Origin of the sequence: Eikenella sp. NML070372 (assembly GCF_001648415.1) — a bacterium.
GTDB classification, from domain to species: Bacteria; Pseudomonadota; Gammaproteobacteria; order Burkholderiales; family Neisseriaceae; genus Eikenella; species Eikenella exigua.
Genome location: NZ_LXSN01000004.1, coordinates 158955 through 173532 on the forward strand (window position 1 = coordinate 158955; position 14578 = coordinate 173532).

A 14578-nucleotide genomic window follows, 5' to 3' on the forward strand; every position below is an offset into this window, starting at 1 on the left:
AGCCGAATATGGGCGTGAAAACCTTTTTGCTGATGGCCGGCGGTACCGGCGGGCATATTTTCCCCGCGCTGGCGGTGGCTGCCGCGCTGCGCGAACGCGGGCACAAGGTGCTGTGGCTGGGCAGCGAGGGCGCGATGGAAACGCGCATTGTGCCGCAGCACGGCATCGAAATCGAAACCCTGGCCATCAAAGGCGTGCGCGGCAACGGCCTCAAGCGCAAGCTGATGTTGCCGCTCACGCTGTGGGACACCATCCGTGCGGCACGGAGCATCATCCGCAAGCATCATGTGGACGGCGCCATCGGCTTCGGCGGCTTCGTGACCGTGCCCAGCGGGGTGGCGGCCAAGCTGTGCGGCGTGCCGTTGGTGATTCACGAGCAAAATGCCGTGGCCGGGCTTTCCAACCGGATTTTGGCCAAATTGGCCAGCCGTGTGCTGTATGCCTTTCCCAAGGCGTTTAGCGATGAAAACGGGCTGGTGGGCAACCCCGTGCGCGCCGATATTGCCGCACTGCCCGCGCCCGAAGAGCGGTTTGCTGAGCGTTCAGGTAGCCTGAAGCTGCTGGTTACCGGCGGCAGCTTGGGCGCGGATATTCTCAACCGCCTGCTGCCCGAAGCGCTAGCCCTGTTGCCTGCCGAGCAACGCCCAGAAGTGCGCCACCAAAGCGGGCGCGGTAAGCTGGAAGGTTTGCGCCAGCGTTATGCCGAAGCCGGCGTGCAGGCCGAATGCAGCGAGTTTATCGACGATATGGCTGCAGCCTATGGCGCGGCGGATTTAGTGGTGTGCCGCTCCGGCGCGCTCACCATTGCCGAGCTGGCCGCAGCCGGCGTGGGTGCATTGCTCGTGCCTTACCCCTATGCGGTGGACGATCACCAAACCGCCAACGCCCGCTTCGTGGCCGCCGGCGAGGCCGGGCTGCTTTTGCCGCAGAGCGAGCTGACTGCGGAAAAACTGGCTTCGGTGTTGGGCGGCCTCAACCGAGACACTTGCCGCCAATGGGCGCAAAACGCCCGCCAGATGGCCAAACCGGACAGTGCGGCCAAGGTGGCGGAAGCGGCGCTGGCGGCGGTGGGCGGATGATTGGTTGAGGCTACCTGAAAAGCGGTTTTGAAGTTTCAGGTAGCCTCAATAGCAGTATCGGCTTTTCCCGCTTGTGTTGTATCGAAAAATGTTTATCCGCTATACAATAGCGGTTTTGTCTGCAAAGGCTGCCCGAGAAGCAGTGATAAATATGAAGCAACGAGTAAAACGCATCCATTTCGTCGGCATCGGCGGCTCTGGCATGTGCGGCCTGGCCGAGGTGCTGTATAAAGAATTCGACGTATCCGGCTCGGATCAGGCACAAAGTGCGGTAACGCGCCAGCTGGCCGATATGGGCATCAAGGTGTTCCACGGCCATGCGGCAGAGCATATCGAAGGCGTGGACGTGGTGGTTACCTCCACCGCCATCAAGCCGGATAATCCGGAAGTGTTGGCCGCCCGCGAGGCAGGCATTCCGGTGATTCCACGTGCCATGATGCTGGCGGAGATTATGCGCTTCGGCCAGGGCATCGCCATTGCCGGCACGCACGGCAAAACCACAACCACCAGCCTCACTGCCTCCATTCTCACTGCCGCCGGCCTAGACCCGACCTTCGTTATCGGCGGCAAGCTCACCGCTGCGGGCACCAACGCCAAGCTCGGCGGCGGGCAGTATATTGTGGCCGAGGCCGACGAATCAGATGCCTCTTTCCTCTATCTCACGCCCGTGATTACCGTGGTAACCAATATCGACACTGACCACATGGACACATACGATCACAGCGTGGACAAGCTGCACCAGGCCTTTGTGGAATTTGTACATCGTATGCCGTTCTACGGCAAGGCATTTTTGTGTATCGATAGCGAACATGTGCGCGCCATCCTGCCGGAGATTCAGAAACCGTTTGCCACCTATGGCTTAGACGAAACCGCCGATATTTACGCCGACAATGTGCACAGCGAAGGCGCGCAGATGTGCTTTACCGTGCACCTGAACAAACGCCTGATCGCGCCGTTTGAAGTGCGGTTGAATGCGCCGGGGCGGCACAATGTGCTCAATGCGCTGGCTGCCATCGGTGTGGCGCTGGAGTGTGGCGCGGACGTGGAAGCCATTCAGCGCGGCCTGGCCGGTTTTGGCGGTGTGGGACGGCGCTTCCAGAGCTACGGCGAAGTCAAGCTGCCGCAAGGCGGCAGCGCCTTGGTCGTCGACGACTATGGCCACCATCCGGTGGAAATGGCTGCAACGCTCTCCGCTGCTCGCGGTGCTTATCCAGAACGCCGCCTGGTGTTGGCATTCCAGCCGCACCGCTACACCCGCACCCGCGATTTGTTTGAAGACTTCGTGCGCGTGCTGAATACTGCCGATGCGGTGGTGCTGACTGATGTATACGCTGCCGGTGAAGAGCCGATTGTGGCCGCCGACAGCCGTGCACTCACCCGCGCCCTGCGCGTGGCCGGCAAGCTGGAGCCGATTTACTGCGCTGATGTGGCCGATATGCCCGCCACCCTGCTTAATATGCTGCAAGATGGCGATCTGCTGCTGAATATGGGCGCAGGCAGCATCAATAAAGTACCGCAGGCTTTGCGGGATTTAGCAGCGCATGGATGATTTCCTGAAACGCCGCCAAGAGGCGCGGCAGCGTGCCGCCGCTTTTTGGCAGAGCTGGCAGTGGGAGCAGCCCTGGCAGGCCGGCGGCGGTTGTGTGGCGCTGGTGAATAGCGGCAACTATCTGCTGCACCACTATTTCCCCGGCGTGTTTTTGCAGGCCGTGTCGGATTATGCTGTTGATGTCGGAGCTAAATTTCAGGTAGCCTTCAGCAGCGGCGGCCGGCTGGAGCCGATGGCCGATGCAGTGTTGCTGGCCGAGGTTGCACCGCCGGGTTTGCCCTTCGGTGTGCAGGCCTTGCTGCGGCGCTGCCCGGCTGCCGAACTGCCGCAGCGCAAGGCCGGTTTTGGCAAAACGCAGCTTTCCGGCAGCCAGTTTCAGGTAGCCTGCGCACCAGGCAGCGATGGCTTGGTACATTTACAGGTGTTTGTGAACGATAATCCCGCCGGCACGGATGCCGATGACCGCCGGCTGGCGGTGTGGCTGCTTTTGGCACAGGCCTTGGGGCAGTGGGATTTAAACGTGAAAACTGGCTATGTGGAGCTGGTGGAGCAACCGCCTCAGGGTGCGCTGCCGCTGGCCGAGCTGCCCGCTGCTTTTGATAAGTTGTGGCGTGCCCAGCTGGGGCACGACGGCGTGTATCCGAGCGGCGAGGCTGAGTTCCGCGTGTATGGCGCGGAAAACGATGATGGCGAGCCGGCCAAGATTTTGGTGCGCAACGAATCGGCTGCTTCGCTGTTGGGGCGTGCCGATTTGGCCTGGTGTTTGAGCGTGCGCTGTGAAGTGTACGACGACATGAGCCAGGCTCTGGCGCAGGAATTGGCACACGAGTTTTCCGGCTGCGTCGGGCAGCACGAGCAGGGTATCCTCACCGCCATGCTGGCTGATGCGGAAAAAGGCGAATACATCGCCTTTGCCATGGTGACCGAGCCGGAAGGATTGTGGGAAAAGGTGCGGGAAATCACTGCACGTTATGAGCGGCTGGATGCACGGGCCAACTGTGTGTTCGACCCGTCATGGTGGCATTACCGCCTGCAAGGATAAGAGATGAAGAAATCAGATGCCAACGAAGCCGCAGGCCAGCGCAGCCTGAGCGAATGGCAAGATAATGCCCATTGTTTCTGGACGGTGTGGCGGCGCGAAGAGGCGCGGCTTGCAGCGTTGGAAGCCCCGGTAGCTTTCGTTACCGAGGCCAACAACCTGCTGCACGAATACTGCCCCGGAGTGGTGGTGGAGTTGGAAGGACAGCCGGCCGACGGCGCGCTGGTGTTCAGCGCCAACGGCGATTTGGAACACTTTCCGCAAGTGCTGGCGCTGATTGCCACGGCAGCGGAATCCACCGATCGTTCGGTGCTGTGTTTCCGCCAGCGGCTGGGCTCGCCGGAGCAGTTCGCCATCCGCATGGGCGGCGTGGAAATGCAGGCGGCGGATATTTTGGTACGCTGCGAAGAATGGCGCGGCCTGCCCGCGCTGGACGTGGCTTTTGCCAAGCCGCCCAAGGCAGAAGATTTGGAAACCGCGCAGCGGCTGGCGCTGATTATGTTCGACCATGTGTTGGGCGAGTGGGATGCGGTGGTGAAAGTGGGCGCACTGGATTTTGTGGATACCGTGCCGCCGGAAGCCGTGCCGCTGCACAGGCTACCTGAAAAATTAGACGAAGTATGGAAAGCCTTGGGGCGTGATGCGCTCTATCCCGAGCCGGAATGGCAGTATACTGCCTATCAGCGCGATGAAGACGAAGAACATGAACAAGATGCCCTAGTGCTGCTGCGCAATGAATCGGCCAACGGCCTGCTGGGCCGAGCAGATATGGGTTGGTGCGTTTCCGTGCGCTGCGAAATCAACGGCGAAGACGCGCTGATGGCGGCCTACCGGCTGCAAGACGAATTCGACGCCGAAGCCTGCCACCAGCAGCAAGGCATCGGCACGATTGCCGTAACCAACCTCACGCGGGGCGAGCGCACCATATTTGCCGCTACCGGCGAGCCGGAGCGCCTCATGGAAAAAGCGCAGGCACTGTGCGAGCAGTTTGCCGAGCTCAAGCCGCAGGCCGTGTGCGAATACGACCCGAGTTGGAGGCATTACCGGTTTTAAGTTTTCAGGTAGCTGAAATAATTATTCTTTCCCTGCCAGCCGGTGAGCCGCAGACAGTATAAAAGTACGGCAAGGCGAGCCAACGCAGCAGGAGGAAATAAGGGGTTGTAGCTATAGCCTTTCATACGGGCGTTTGATGAGGCTACCTGAAAGTAGAAGCAAGGAAGAAGCAAAGCAAATGAACAAGCAGTTTGGCAAAGTAGCCGTATTGAACGGCGGATTTTCCAGTGAGCGCGAAGTATCGCTCGATAGCGGCGCGGCCGTATTGGCCGCCTTGCAGAGCCGAGGCATCGATGCCCACCGGTTCGACCCGAAAGAACAAGACATCTTGCAACTGAAAGCGCAGGGTTTTCAGGTAGCCTTCAATGTGCTGCACGGCACCTATGGCGAAGACGGCACTGTGCAGGCGCTGCTCGATTCCATCGGCATCCCCTACACCGGCTGCGGCATGGCTGCCTCCGCACTGGGCATGGACAAATACCGCTGCAAACTGATTTGGCAGGCGCTCGGCCTGCCCGTACCAAATTTCGCCGTGCTGCACGACAACAGCGACTTTGCCGCCGTGGAAGCCGAACTCGGCCTGCCGATGTTTGTGAAACCCGCCGCCGAAGGCAGCAGCGTGGGTGTGGTGAAAGTGAAACAGCCTGGTGAGTTGCCTAAAGCATACAGTGAGCTGCACGAACGCCGCCTGCACGGCGAAATCATCGCCGAACGCTTTATCGACGGCGGCGAATACACCTGTGCCGTGCTCGGCCAACAGGCGCTACCCAGCATCCGCATCATCCCAGCCACTGAGTTTTACGATTACGACGCCAAGTATTTCCGCGACGACACGGTGTATCAATGCCCCAGCGATTTAGATGCAGCTGGTGAGGCCGAAATCCGCCGCCTGGCCAAAGCCGGTTTTGAAGCCATCGGCGGGCGCGGCTGGGGCAGGGTGGATTTCCTGCGCAGCCGAAGCGGAAAGCTTTATTTGTTGGAAATCAATACAGTGCCGGGCATGACTAGCCATAGCTTAGTGCCGAAAGCTGCATCGCAAACCGGCTTGAATTTTGCCGACTTATGCGTTGAAGTATTGAGCCATGCGATTTTGGGATAATGCCGGCGCGCTCAAACGCATCTACAGCAGCCTCTATCTTCTGGCTGGCGTCGGCCTGATTGCGGTGGTGGTGATGTGGATGATGAATTCGCCATATTTCCCGGTGAAGTTGGTGAAAATTGACGGCAGACTGTATCGCTTAAGTACCGCACAGCTACAACAAACCGCCCACCGCCATATCCGCGGCAATATTTTCAAAGCCGATTTGAACGAAGCACGGCAGGCGTTTGAAACGCTGCCTTGGGTGGCCAAGGTGGAGGTGCGCAGAATCTGGCCGGATACGGTGCAAATCCGGGTGGAAGAAAGGCAGCCTGTGGCACGCTGGGAAGGCGGCGGGCTGGTGGATAGCGAAGGTAAAGGTTTCGATGCGCCCACCGACGAAAACTTTCCCATATTTGCAGGCACGCCTGGAATGCGTAAAATTATGGTGGAGGAATTTCTTGAGTTCCAAGCCATCTTGGTGCCGACCAACCTGAAAATCAGCCGCATGGACTATAGCTCGCGCTCCTCACGGGAGCTGACTTTGGAAAACGGCATCCGGCTGCATCTTGGCCGCGTCGACGCGCCAAACCGCTTGCGCCGCTTTGTGCAGGCGTGGCATGAGATTTTGAAAGAACGCGCAGCAGACGTGCAATACGTGGATTTACGCTATAAAGACGGTTTCGCTGTGCGCTACAAACAGGACACAGCAGATGAAGACAACAACAGCAAGCAACAACCGCAATCGGGCGGGCATGGCTGAAACAATTATTTTTTTCCTACTAGGCGGCGAGCTGCAAACAGTATTGAGTAATATGGCAAGTCGGGCCAATGTAGTAGGAAGAAATAAGTGCTTTAGCTATAAACAACCATTTCAACAATAAGCGAGACAGAGTTATGTCAAACAACAAACAACTGGTGGGCGCGCTGGACATCGGCACCTCGAAAACCATCGTTTTGATCGGTGAAGTGCAAGACGACAAGGAAATTCACATCATCGGCTTCGGCCAGGCGCCGTCGCACGGCCTGAAGGCCGGCATGGTGACCAATATCGATGCCACCGCCCAAGCCATCACCCAGGCCATGGAAGAAGCCCAGCTGATGGCCGACTGCCAAATCGGCAGTGTGGTAACCGGTATTGCCGGCAACCACATCCGTAGCATGAATTCGCAGGGCGTAGTGAAAATTAAGGAAGGCGAGGTGATGCAGGCCGATATCGATCGTGCCATCGAAACCGCCAAGGCTGTAAATATCCCGCCAGATCACCAGATTTTGCACACTGTGGTACAGGAGTACATCATTGATAACCAGCCCGGTGTGCGCGAGCCCATCGGTATGAGCGGTGTGCGGCTGGATACACGCATCCATATCGTAACCGGCGCGGTTACCGCCATGCAGAACATTCAAAAATGTATCGAACGCTGCGGCCTGCACATCGACAACATGATTCTGCAGCCCTTGGCCAGCGGCCGTGCCGTGCTGACTGAAGATGAGAAAGAACTGGGCGTGTGCGTAATCGATATCGGCGGTGGCACGACCGATATCGCCGTGTACACCAACGGTGCTATTCGCCATACTGCTGTGATTCCGGTGGCCGGAGACTTGATTACCCGTGATTTGGCGCAAGCCCTGCGCACCCCTTATAACGCTGCCGAATACATCAAAATCAACCATGGCGTGGCCTTGGCTACCGGCGATGGTTTGGATGAAATGATTGAAGTGCCCAGCGTGGGCGATCGCAGCCCGCGCCAGATTTCACGCCGTGTGTTGGCCAGCGTTATCGGCCCGCGTGTGGAAGAAATTTTGGAGCTAACCCGCAATGAGCTGCACCGTTCCGGCTTCCCCGAAGAAGTGCTCACCTCTGGCGTGGTACTCACCGGCGGCGCATCTTTGCTCTCCGGCGTGGTAGAACTAGCCGAAGACGTGTTCAACCTGCCCGCCCGCATTGGAGTGCCACAGGAAATGGGCGGCTTGTCAGAGCGTATCCGCAATCCGCGCTATGCTACCGCCATCGGCCTTCTGCAAACCGCTGCCGAGTACAGTAATCAACATGGCGCGCACAACACCGTAAGGCAGGCCGCAGACGGCGATTCTATTTTCTACCGTCTCAAAGAGTGGCTGAAAAACAATTTCTAAGCTTTTTGCTTATTCTTGCACACAAAATCCGTTCAAACCTTTATAATACGGGCGATTTCAGTTTTCAGGTAGCCTTCCGGGGCGCAAAAGGAGTGTTAAATGCAGTTGGTTTATGATGTTGTCGAGTCCGCAGCCAGTCCGGCGGTCATTAAAGTTATCGGTATTGGCGGCGGTGGCTGTAATGCTATTAACAATATGATAGACAACACGGTACAAGGCGTTGAGTTTATTAGTGCCAACACCGATGCCCAATCTTTACAGGGCAGCAAAGCGCCTAAACGCATCCAGTTGGGTACCAATTTGACCAAAGGTTTGGGTGCCGGCGCAAATCCGGAAACCGGCCGCAATGCTGCGTTGGAAGACCGTGAAACCATCGCCGACGCCATTCAAGGCGCCAATATGCTGTTCATCACCACCGGTATGGGTGGTGGTACCGGCACCGGCGCTGCTCCGGTGGTGGCCGAAATCGCCCGCGAGCTGGGTATCCTGACCGTGGCTGTGGTTACCCGCCCGTTCGAACACGAAGGCAAACGCATCCAGATCGCCAAAGACGGCTTGGAAACCCTGAAAAACCAAGTAGACTCGCTCATCGTTATCCCGAACGACAAGCTGATGACCGCCCTGGGCGAAGATGTAACCGTGCGCCAGGCATTCCGTGCCGCCGATAACGTGTTGCGCAACGCGGTGGCCGGTATTGCCGAAGTGATTACCTGCCCCGGCATGATCAACTTGGACTTCGCCGACGTACGCAACGTAATGGGCATCATGGGTATGGCCATGATGGGTTCAGGTTTCGCACAAGGTATCGACCGTGCCCGTTTGGCTACCGAGCAGGCAATTGCCAGCCCGCTGCTGGACAACGTAACGCTGGAAGGTGCGCGTGGCGTGTTGGTGAACATCACTACCGCCCCAGATGGCCTGACCATGAAAGAGTACAAAGAAATCATGTCGGTAGTGAGCGAATATGCTCACCCTGATGCCGAATTGAAATACGGTACAGCCGAAGATGCTGCCATGGAGGAAGGCGAAATCCGCGTTACCATCATTGCCACCGGCCTGAAAGAGCAGGGCGACAACAGCCAGAGCAGCAATTTGCGCATGGTGAAAGCTGCCCAAGCTACCGGTACAGACGGCGCATTCCCGGAAATCGACAGCGTTATCCGTTCCGGCCGCACTGCCCGCACCATGAATTTGGCTGCTTCTGATTTTGCCAACCAGTCTGTGTTGGACGATTTCGAAATTCCGGCGGTGATCCGCCGCCAGGCTGATTAAGCCCAGTTTGGTTCTTAATAAAACCTGCCTCTTTCGAGGCAGGTTTTTGCTCATTTGATATTTTAAGGCTACCTGAAAGGAGATGGGTGCTTTGGTTTCGATGAAAATAGCTAAAACACTTTGATTCATACGGCATAGGTTCGCTTTGCCGTACGCCTGTACTATCTTCGGTTCGCCGCCTTATATGAAGTGAAGTTTTACAGTTATATATCTCCAATGCAAAATCAGCAAAGGCTACCTGAAAGATTTCAGGTAGCCTTTTTATTCCATTTTCAATTAGGAATGATACGGTACTGCTTAGATTTGCCGATTTAGAACGACTAAACCATACGGGTGCAGCGGATTTTCAGCAGAAGCTGTGTGTACCCAATAGATCTCAAGCCGCCGTGTTGATTTTGTTGAACAGCCGCAGGCAGTTGGCGGTAGTGGCTTGGGCGATGTTTTCCAAGCTGTCGCTGCGCAGCTGGGCAACGAAGGCAGCAGTGTGGCGGACGTAGGCCGGTTCGTTGGGTTTGCCGCGTTTGGGCACGGGCGCGAGGTAGGGGGAGTCGGTCTCCACCAGTAGCCTGTCGAGCGGCACGTAGCGGGCGGCTTCTTGGATGGCAGCGGCGTTTTTGAAGGTGACGATGCCGGAGAAGGAGATGTAGAAGCCTAAATCCAAGGCCAGTTTGGCGGCGTGTACGTCTTCGGTAAAGCAGTGGATAACGCCGGCGTGGGCTTGATGTTCGCGCAGCAGGCGCATGGTATCGGCAGCAGCATCGCGGGTGTGGACGACAAGTGGCAGGCCGCTGCGGTTGGCAGCTTCGATATGCAGGGCGAAGCGTTGGTGCTGCCAGGCCAAATTGCCTTTGCACCAATAATAATCCAAGCCGGTTTCGCCGATGCCCACCACTTTGGGCAGGGCGGCGTGTTCCAGCAGTTCTTCCAGGCTGAATTCTTCGGCTTCTGGGTCGTCGGGGTGGATGCCGACTGTGGCGTAGATGTTGGGATAAGCTTGGGCGATGGCATGCACTTCTTCGAAGCTCTGCCGGCTCACGCTGATGGCGATGGCTTTATCCACGCCGGCCTCGGCCATGTTGGCGAGGATTTCAGGTAGCCTTTGGGCGAGGTCGGGGAAGTTGAGATGGCAGTGCGAATCGATCAGCATGGCTACATGGTGTAGGTGGCGCGGTCGGTGTGCAGCAGGCCGGGCAGTTGGTCTTCGATGTAGTTTTTACATTTGATGCCGGTCTCGTCGTCGCCGAAAGCGAGGCCCACGCCTTGCGGCTGGCCGTTGGTGGTGCGGCTGAGGTTGATCCACACTACGCGGGTGCGCAGGAAGAATTTTTCTGGATTGTCAAACAGTTCCAATACCAACAGCACTTCTTCGCCCATTTTGAATTCGTCGTTGGTGGGCACGAAAATGCCACCATGCTCCAGAAATGGCATGTAGCTGTAGTAGGCGGTGGGTTTGTCTTTGAGGCTAACGCTCATCATGCGGCCGGGGGCGTTGTCGGCGGGTGTGCTCATGGGTATTTCCTTGTTTTAAGTAAGTAACGTTTATACAAAATAAATAACGGGCTTGTTTTCTTAAAGCGGTTTGTTTTGCCAGAAAGCAAGGTAGTTGGTTAGCAAATTTTCAATCTGCATTCTAACACTTAAGGTATGCCGGCCGTAAGGGCTGAGGCGGTTTAGGGTGTGTACCAGTTGGAATAAGGTTGTCCCCTGGGTGCGGGAGGCTACCTGAAAAATGGCAGCTTGGTGTTGCGGGTAGTAGAGCGGGGGCAGGTTTTGTTGGGCGAGCGCGGTGTCGGCCAGCCATTTGTGCAGCCAGTCGAGAAACACGGCCAGCGGCCATTTTTGCTTGTCGAAGGCGGCGGCGTAATTCAGCATGGCCAACAGGCGCGGTTTGGCCAGCAGTTGGCACAGCTCTTCGCGCATCGTGTCTTGCTCCGGCTCGGTTGCAAACAGCGGGGCACCGCTGTGGAAGGCAAGCAGGGCTTCGGCTTGAGGGGTGTTTTGCGTTTTCAGGTAGCCTAAGGCTTCTTCGGCGTTTGGGGCGGGCAGCAGGAAGGGGCGGCAGCGGCTTTTAATGGTGGGCAGCAGGCGGTCTTTGTTGTGGGTCACCAAAAGGAATACCACCGATGCGGGAGGCTCTTCCAGCATTTTCAACAGCGCGTTGGCGGCTTGGGTGTTCATGGTTTCGGCGGGTTGCACCAGCACCACGCGCAGCCCGCCGCGCACGGAGCTTTGCAGCAGTGGCGCCAACACGGCGCGCACGGCATCGATTTTGATTTGCAGCAGCTTGCGCGCGCTTTCGCCTTCGGCTGGCAGCTCGGGCGCGAGTTCGTAGTAGTCCGGATGGCTGCTTTGGGCGAACAGGTGGCACGAAGGGCAGCTGCTGCAGGGCTGGTGTTCGGCCTGCGGCTGTTCGCACAACAGCGCCTGCGCCAGATGGCGGGCAAACGCTGTTTTACCGGTATCGCGCCGGCCGGTAAGCAGCCAGGCGTTGGGGCGGTTGTTCCATTGGGCAGCCAATTGACACCAAGCGGATTCATGCCAAGGATAAATCATAGGAAAACGTGAAGGCTACCTGAAAAGAAATTAGCCGTTTAAAAATAGAGTGAATGAAAATAAGATTGCTACGGCGGTCTGCTTGGTCGTATTACGCATACTGCCTGCGGCTTGCCGCCATTTTAATCCACTATAGTAAAGAGGCTACCTGAAAACGAAGCAGGAGCGGCACACTAAGCCTGCTTCCTCCACTTGGCCTTGGCGATTTCTACCGCCATCGGCAGCACGGACACCACAATAATGCCGATCACCACCAGCCCGAAATTGTTTTTCACCACCGGCAGCTCGCCGAAGAAGTAGCCCGCATAAGTGAGCAGCCCCACCCACATCAGCGCACCGATGATATTGTAGCGGATAAAGCGGCCGTAATGCATATTGCCCATGCCCGCCACAAAGGGCGCAAAGGTGCGCACAATCGGCACGAATCGCGCCAGGATAATCGTTTTGCCGCCGTATTTTTCGTAGAAAGCATGGGTTTTATCCAGATACTCGCGTTTGAACACGCGCGAATCCGGTTTGGCAAACAGCTTTTCGCCGAAATACTTGCCGATGGCGAAGTTTACCGCATCACCGATTACCGCTGCCGCCAAGAGCAGCCCGGCCGCTATATGCACATTCATCCCGCCCAGCGCCGCCACCGCGCCGGCGGCAAACAAGAGCGAATCGCCCGGCAGAAAGGGCGTAACCACCAGCCCGGTTTCGCAAAACACGATGAGAAACAGGATGGCATAAATCCACAAGCCATAGGTTTGGGTGAGCTCAATGAGGTGTTGGTCGATATGCAGAACGAAATTAATCAGGCTGGCAAGCATGGGGAAACCGCAAATAAAAAGAACGGGTGGCATTGTAAGGCAAGAGGGGGCGGGCTGAAAGGGCTGCGTGCAAATCGCGCTGCAAACGCCGTTTTTTGCCGCCGGTTAGATGGTGCAATTTTTCAGGTAGCCTCAAGAGGGGTTAGAGGCTACCTGAAAGTTTCTTTTTCTTAGAAACGCTGTTGCTCCGTATTTTCAGGTAGCCTTTCGGCTGCCTGAAATGCTTTTTTCGGTTAGAATCGGCGGCATTTACCTATTTGCCTGTTTTCCCTATTTTCGAGGAGTTGTTATGTCGCAATACGTCTATTCCATGCTGCGCGTGAGCAAGGTTGTGCCGCCGCAGAAAACCATCATTAAAGATATTTCCCTTTCCTTCTTCCCCGGCGCGAAAATCGGCCTGCTCGGTTTAAACGGCGCGGGCAAGTCCACCGTGCTGCGGATTATGGCGGGTGTGGATAAAGAGTTTGAAGGCGAAGCCGTGCCGATGAGCGGCATCAAAATCGGCTATCTGCCGCAAGAACCGGAGCTTGATCCTGAAAAAACCGTGCGCGAGGAAGTGGAAAGCGGTTTGGGCGAAGTGGCTGCCGCGCAGAAACGTTTGGAAGAAGTATATGCCGAGTACGCCAACCCTGATGCGGATTTTGACGCGCTGGCGGAAGAACAAGGCCGCTTGGAGGCGATTATCGCGGCAGGTTCGTCCACGGGCGGCGGTGCGGAGCACGAACTGGAAATCGCCGCCGATGCGCTGCGCCTGCCGGAATGGGATGCCAAAATCGGCAATCTGTCCGGCGGTGAAAAACGCCGTGTTGCTTTGTGCAAACTCTTGTTGAGCAAGCCCGATATGCTGCTGCTGGACGAGCCGACCAACCACTTGGATGCGGAATCGGTGGAATGGCTGGAGCAATTCTTGGTGCGCTTCCCCGGCACGGTCGTTGCCGTCACCCACGACCGCTATTTCTTGGACAACGCCGCCGAATGGATTTTGGAACTCGACCGCGGCCACGGCATCCCGTGGAAAGGCAATTACACGTCTTGGTTGGAGCAGAAAGAAAAACGCTTGGAAAACGAAGCCAAATCCGAAGCCGCGCGCGTGAAGGCGATGAAGCAGGAATTGGAATGGGTGCGCCAAAACGCCAAAGGCCGTCAAGCCAAGTCCAAAGCCCGCTTGGCGCGTTTTGAAGAAATGAGCAACTACGAATACCAGAAGCGCAACGAAACGCAGGAAATCTTTATCCCCGTTGCCGAGCGTTTGGGTAACAAAGTGATTGAATTTGTGAACGTTTCCAAATCGTTCGGCGACAAGGTGCTGATTGACGATTTGAGCTTCAAAGTGCCTGCGGGCGCGATTGTCGGCATCATCGGTCCGAACGGCGCGGGCAAATCGACGCTGTTCAAAATGATTGCGGGCAAAGAGCAGCCCGATTCGGGCGAGGTGAAAATCGGTCAGACCGTCAAAATGTCCTTGATCGACCAAAGCCGCGAAGGGCTGCAAAACGACAAAACCGTGTTCGACAACATCGCCGAAGGCCGCGACATTTTGCAGGTTGGGCAGTTTGAAATCCCTGCCCGCCAATATTTGGGACGCTTCAACTTCAAAGGCAGCGACCAAAGCAAAATCGCGGGGCAGCTTTCCGGCGGCGAACGCGGCAGGCTGCATTTGGCAAAAACCTTGTTGAGCGGCGGCAATGTGTTGCTGTTGGACGAACCGTCCAACGACCTCGACGTGGAAACCCTGCGCGCGCTGGAGGAAGCATTGCTGGAATTTGCCGGCAGCGTGATGGTGATTTCGCACGACCGCTGGTTCCTCGACCGCATCGCCACGCATATCTTGGCGTGCGAAGGCGATTCGAAATGGGTGTTCTTCGACGGCAACTATCAGGAATACGAAGCCGACAAGAAACGCCGTTTGGGTGAAGAGGGTGCAAAACCGAAACGTATCCGCTACAAACCGGTAACGCGCTAAAGCACGAAGAGGCTACCTGAAAACCGCAGGCTTGGTTTTCAGGT

13 protein-coding genes are annotated in these 14578 nt (G+C 57.0%); 9 read left to right on the plus strand and 4 right to left on the minus strand.

What is annotated here, in order from left to right:
* Nucleotides 1-8 precede the first annotated feature (8 nt).
* The 8 genes from murG (at nucleotide 9) to ftsZ (ending at nucleotide 9206) form a co-directional block, all read left to right on the plus strand.
* Nucleotides 9-1079 carry an undecaprenyldiphospho-muramoylpentapeptide beta-N-acetylglucosaminyltransferase gene (murG, locus tag A7P97_RS02565; RefSeq protein WP_067596305.1) on the plus strand — a complete coding sequence of 357 codons (1071 nt, stop codon included), beginning with the start codon at nucleotides 9-11 and terminating at the stop codon, nucleotides 1077-1079.
* A 151-nt stretch (nucleotides 1080-1230) separates the two neighbouring features.
* Nucleotides 1231-2628 carry a UDP-N-acetylmuramate--L-alanine ligase gene (gene murC / locus A7P97_RS02570; protein ID WP_067596306.1) on the plus strand — a complete coding sequence of 466 codons (1398 nt, stop codon included), beginning with the start codon at nucleotides 1231-1233 and terminating at the stop codon, nucleotides 2626-2628.
* Nucleotides 2621-3670, plus strand: a complete 1050-nt coding sequence (locus A7P97_RS02575) for a hypothetical protein (RefSeq protein WP_067596307.1) — start codon at nucleotides 2621-2623, stop codon at nucleotides 3668-3670. Before murC ends, A7P97_RS02575 begins: the two co-directional genes overlap by 8 nt.
* A gap of 3 nt (nucleotides 3671-3673) precedes the next feature.
* Complete coding sequence (locus tag A7P97_RS02580) at nucleotides 3674-4720, plus strand: hypothetical protein (RefSeq protein WP_067530269.1); 1047 nt, start codon at nucleotides 3674-3676, stop codon at nucleotides 4718-4720.
* Nucleotides 4721-4898: 178 nt separating this feature from the next.
* Nucleotides 4899-5819: a D-alanine--D-alanine ligase gene (locus A7P97_RS02585; protein ID WP_067530270.1), complete on the plus strand. Its 921-nt coding sequence runs from the start codon at nucleotides 4899-4901 to the stop codon at nucleotides 5817-5819.
* On the plus strand, nucleotides 5803-6561 hold the full coding sequence (locus tag A7P97_RS02590) for a cell division protein FtsQ/DivIB (RefSeq protein ID WP_067530271.1): 759 nt from the start codon (nucleotides 5803-5805) through the stop codon (nucleotides 6559-6561). Before A7P97_RS02585 ends, A7P97_RS02590 begins: the two co-directional genes overlap by 17 nt.
* A gap of 134 nt (nucleotides 6562-6695) precedes the next feature.
* Complete coding sequence (ftsA, locus tag A7P97_RS02595; protein WP_067530272.1) at nucleotides 6696-7934, plus strand: cell division protein FtsA; 1239 nt, start codon at nucleotides 6696-6698, stop codon at nucleotides 7932-7934.
* Between the two features lie 99 nt (nucleotides 7935-8033).
* Nucleotides 8034-9206: a cell division protein FtsZ gene (gene ftsZ, locus A7P97_RS02600; protein ID WP_049258065.1), complete on the plus strand. Its 1173-nt coding sequence runs from the start codon at nucleotides 8034-8036 to the stop codon at nucleotides 9204-9206.
* A 376-nt stretch (nucleotides 9207-9582) separates the two neighbouring features.
* Here the strand turns inward: ftsZ and A7P97_RS02605 are convergent, their stop codons facing one another.
* The 4 genes from A7P97_RS02605 to A7P97_RS02620 form a co-directional block, all read right to left on the minus strand.
* Nucleotides 9583-10353, minus strand: a complete 771-nt coding sequence (locus A7P97_RS02605; RefSeq protein ID WP_067530273.1) for a TatD family hydrolase — start codon at nucleotides 10351-10353, stop codon at nucleotides 9583-9585.
* A gap of 2 nt (nucleotides 10354-10355) precedes the next feature.
* Nucleotides 10356-10715 (minus strand): PilZ domain-containing protein, encoded by a 360-nt coding sequence (locus A7P97_RS02610; RefSeq protein ID WP_067530274.1) that lies wholly within the window; start codon nucleotides 10713-10715, stop codon nucleotides 10356-10358.
* A gap of 60 nt (nucleotides 10716-10775) precedes the next feature.
* Nucleotides 10776-11759 carry a DNA polymerase III subunit delta' gene (gene holB, locus A7P97_RS02615; protein ID WP_067530275.1) on the minus strand — a complete coding sequence of 328 codons (984 nt, stop codon included), beginning with the start codon at nucleotides 11757-11759 and terminating at the stop codon, nucleotides 10776-10778.
* Nucleotides 11760-11932: 173 nt separating this feature from the next.
* A complete protein-coding gene (locus A7P97_RS02620) occupies nucleotides 11933-12571 on the minus strand; it encodes a DedA family protein (protein WP_067530276.1) in 639 nt (212 codons plus the stop codon).
* 289 nt (nucleotides 12572-12860) lie between these two features.
* Between A7P97_RS02620 and ettA the strand changes: the two genes are divergently transcribed.
* Nucleotides 12861-14534: an energy-dependent translational throttle protein EttA gene (ettA, locus tag A7P97_RS02625; protein ID WP_067530277.1), complete on the plus strand. Its 1674-nt coding sequence runs from the start codon at nucleotides 12861-12863 to the stop codon at nucleotides 14532-14534.
* Nucleotides 14535-14578 lie beyond the last annotated feature (44 nt).

What these genes read in the sequence shown, in the direction of transcription:
- murG (WP_067596305.1), top strand. Translation starts at nt 9, where the DNA reads ATGGGCGTGAAAACCTTTTTGCTGATGGCCGGCGGTACCGGCGGGCAT.
- murC (WP_067596306.1), top strand. Translation starts at nt 1,231, where the DNA reads ATGAAGCAACGAGTAAAACGCATCCATTTCGTCGGCATCGGCGGCTCT.
- A7P97_RS02575 (WP_067596307.1), top strand. Translation starts at nt 2,621, where the DNA reads ATGGATGATTTCCTGAAACGCCGCCAAGAGGCGCGGCAGCGTGCCGCC.
- A7P97_RS02580 (WP_067530269.1), top strand. Translation starts at nt 3,674, where the DNA reads ATGAAGAAATCAGATGCCAACGAAGCCGCAGGCCAGCGCAGCCTGAGC.
- A7P97_RS02585 (WP_067530270.1), top strand. Translation starts at nt 4,899, where the DNA reads ATGAACAAGCAGTTTGGCAAAGTAGCCGTATTGAACGGCGGATTTTCC.
- A7P97_RS02590 (WP_067530271.1), top strand. Translation starts at nt 5,803, where the DNA reads ATGCGATTTTGGGATAATGCCGGCGCGCTCAAACGCATCTACAGCAGC.
- ftsA (WP_067530272.1), top strand. Translation starts at nt 6,696, where the DNA reads ATGTCAAACAACAAACAACTGGTGGGCGCGCTGGACATCGGCACCTCG.
- ftsZ (WP_049258065.1), top strand. Translation starts at nt 8,034, where the DNA reads ATGCAGTTGGTTTATGATGTTGTCGAGTCCGCAGCCAGTCCGGCGGTC.
- A7P97_RS02605 (WP_067530273.1), bottom strand. Translation starts at nt 10,353, where the DNA reads ATGCTGATCGATTCGCACTGCCATCTCAACTTCCCCGACCTCGCCCAA.
- A7P97_RS02610 (WP_067530274.1), bottom strand. Translation starts at nt 10,715, where the DNA reads ATGAGCACACCCGCCGACAACGCCCCCGGCCGCATGATGAGCGTTAGC.
- holB (WP_067530275.1), bottom strand. Translation starts at nt 11,759, where the DNA reads ATGATTTATCCTTGGCATGAATCCGCTTGGTGTCAATTGGCTGCCCAA.
- A7P97_RS02620 (WP_067530276.1), bottom strand. Translation starts at nt 12,571, where the DNA reads ATGCTTGCCAGCCTGATTAATTTCGTTCTGCATATCGACCAACACCTC.
- ettA (WP_067530277.1), top strand. Translation starts at nt 12,861, where the DNA reads ATGTCGCAATACGTCTATTCCATGCTGCGCGTGAGCAAGGTTGTGCCG.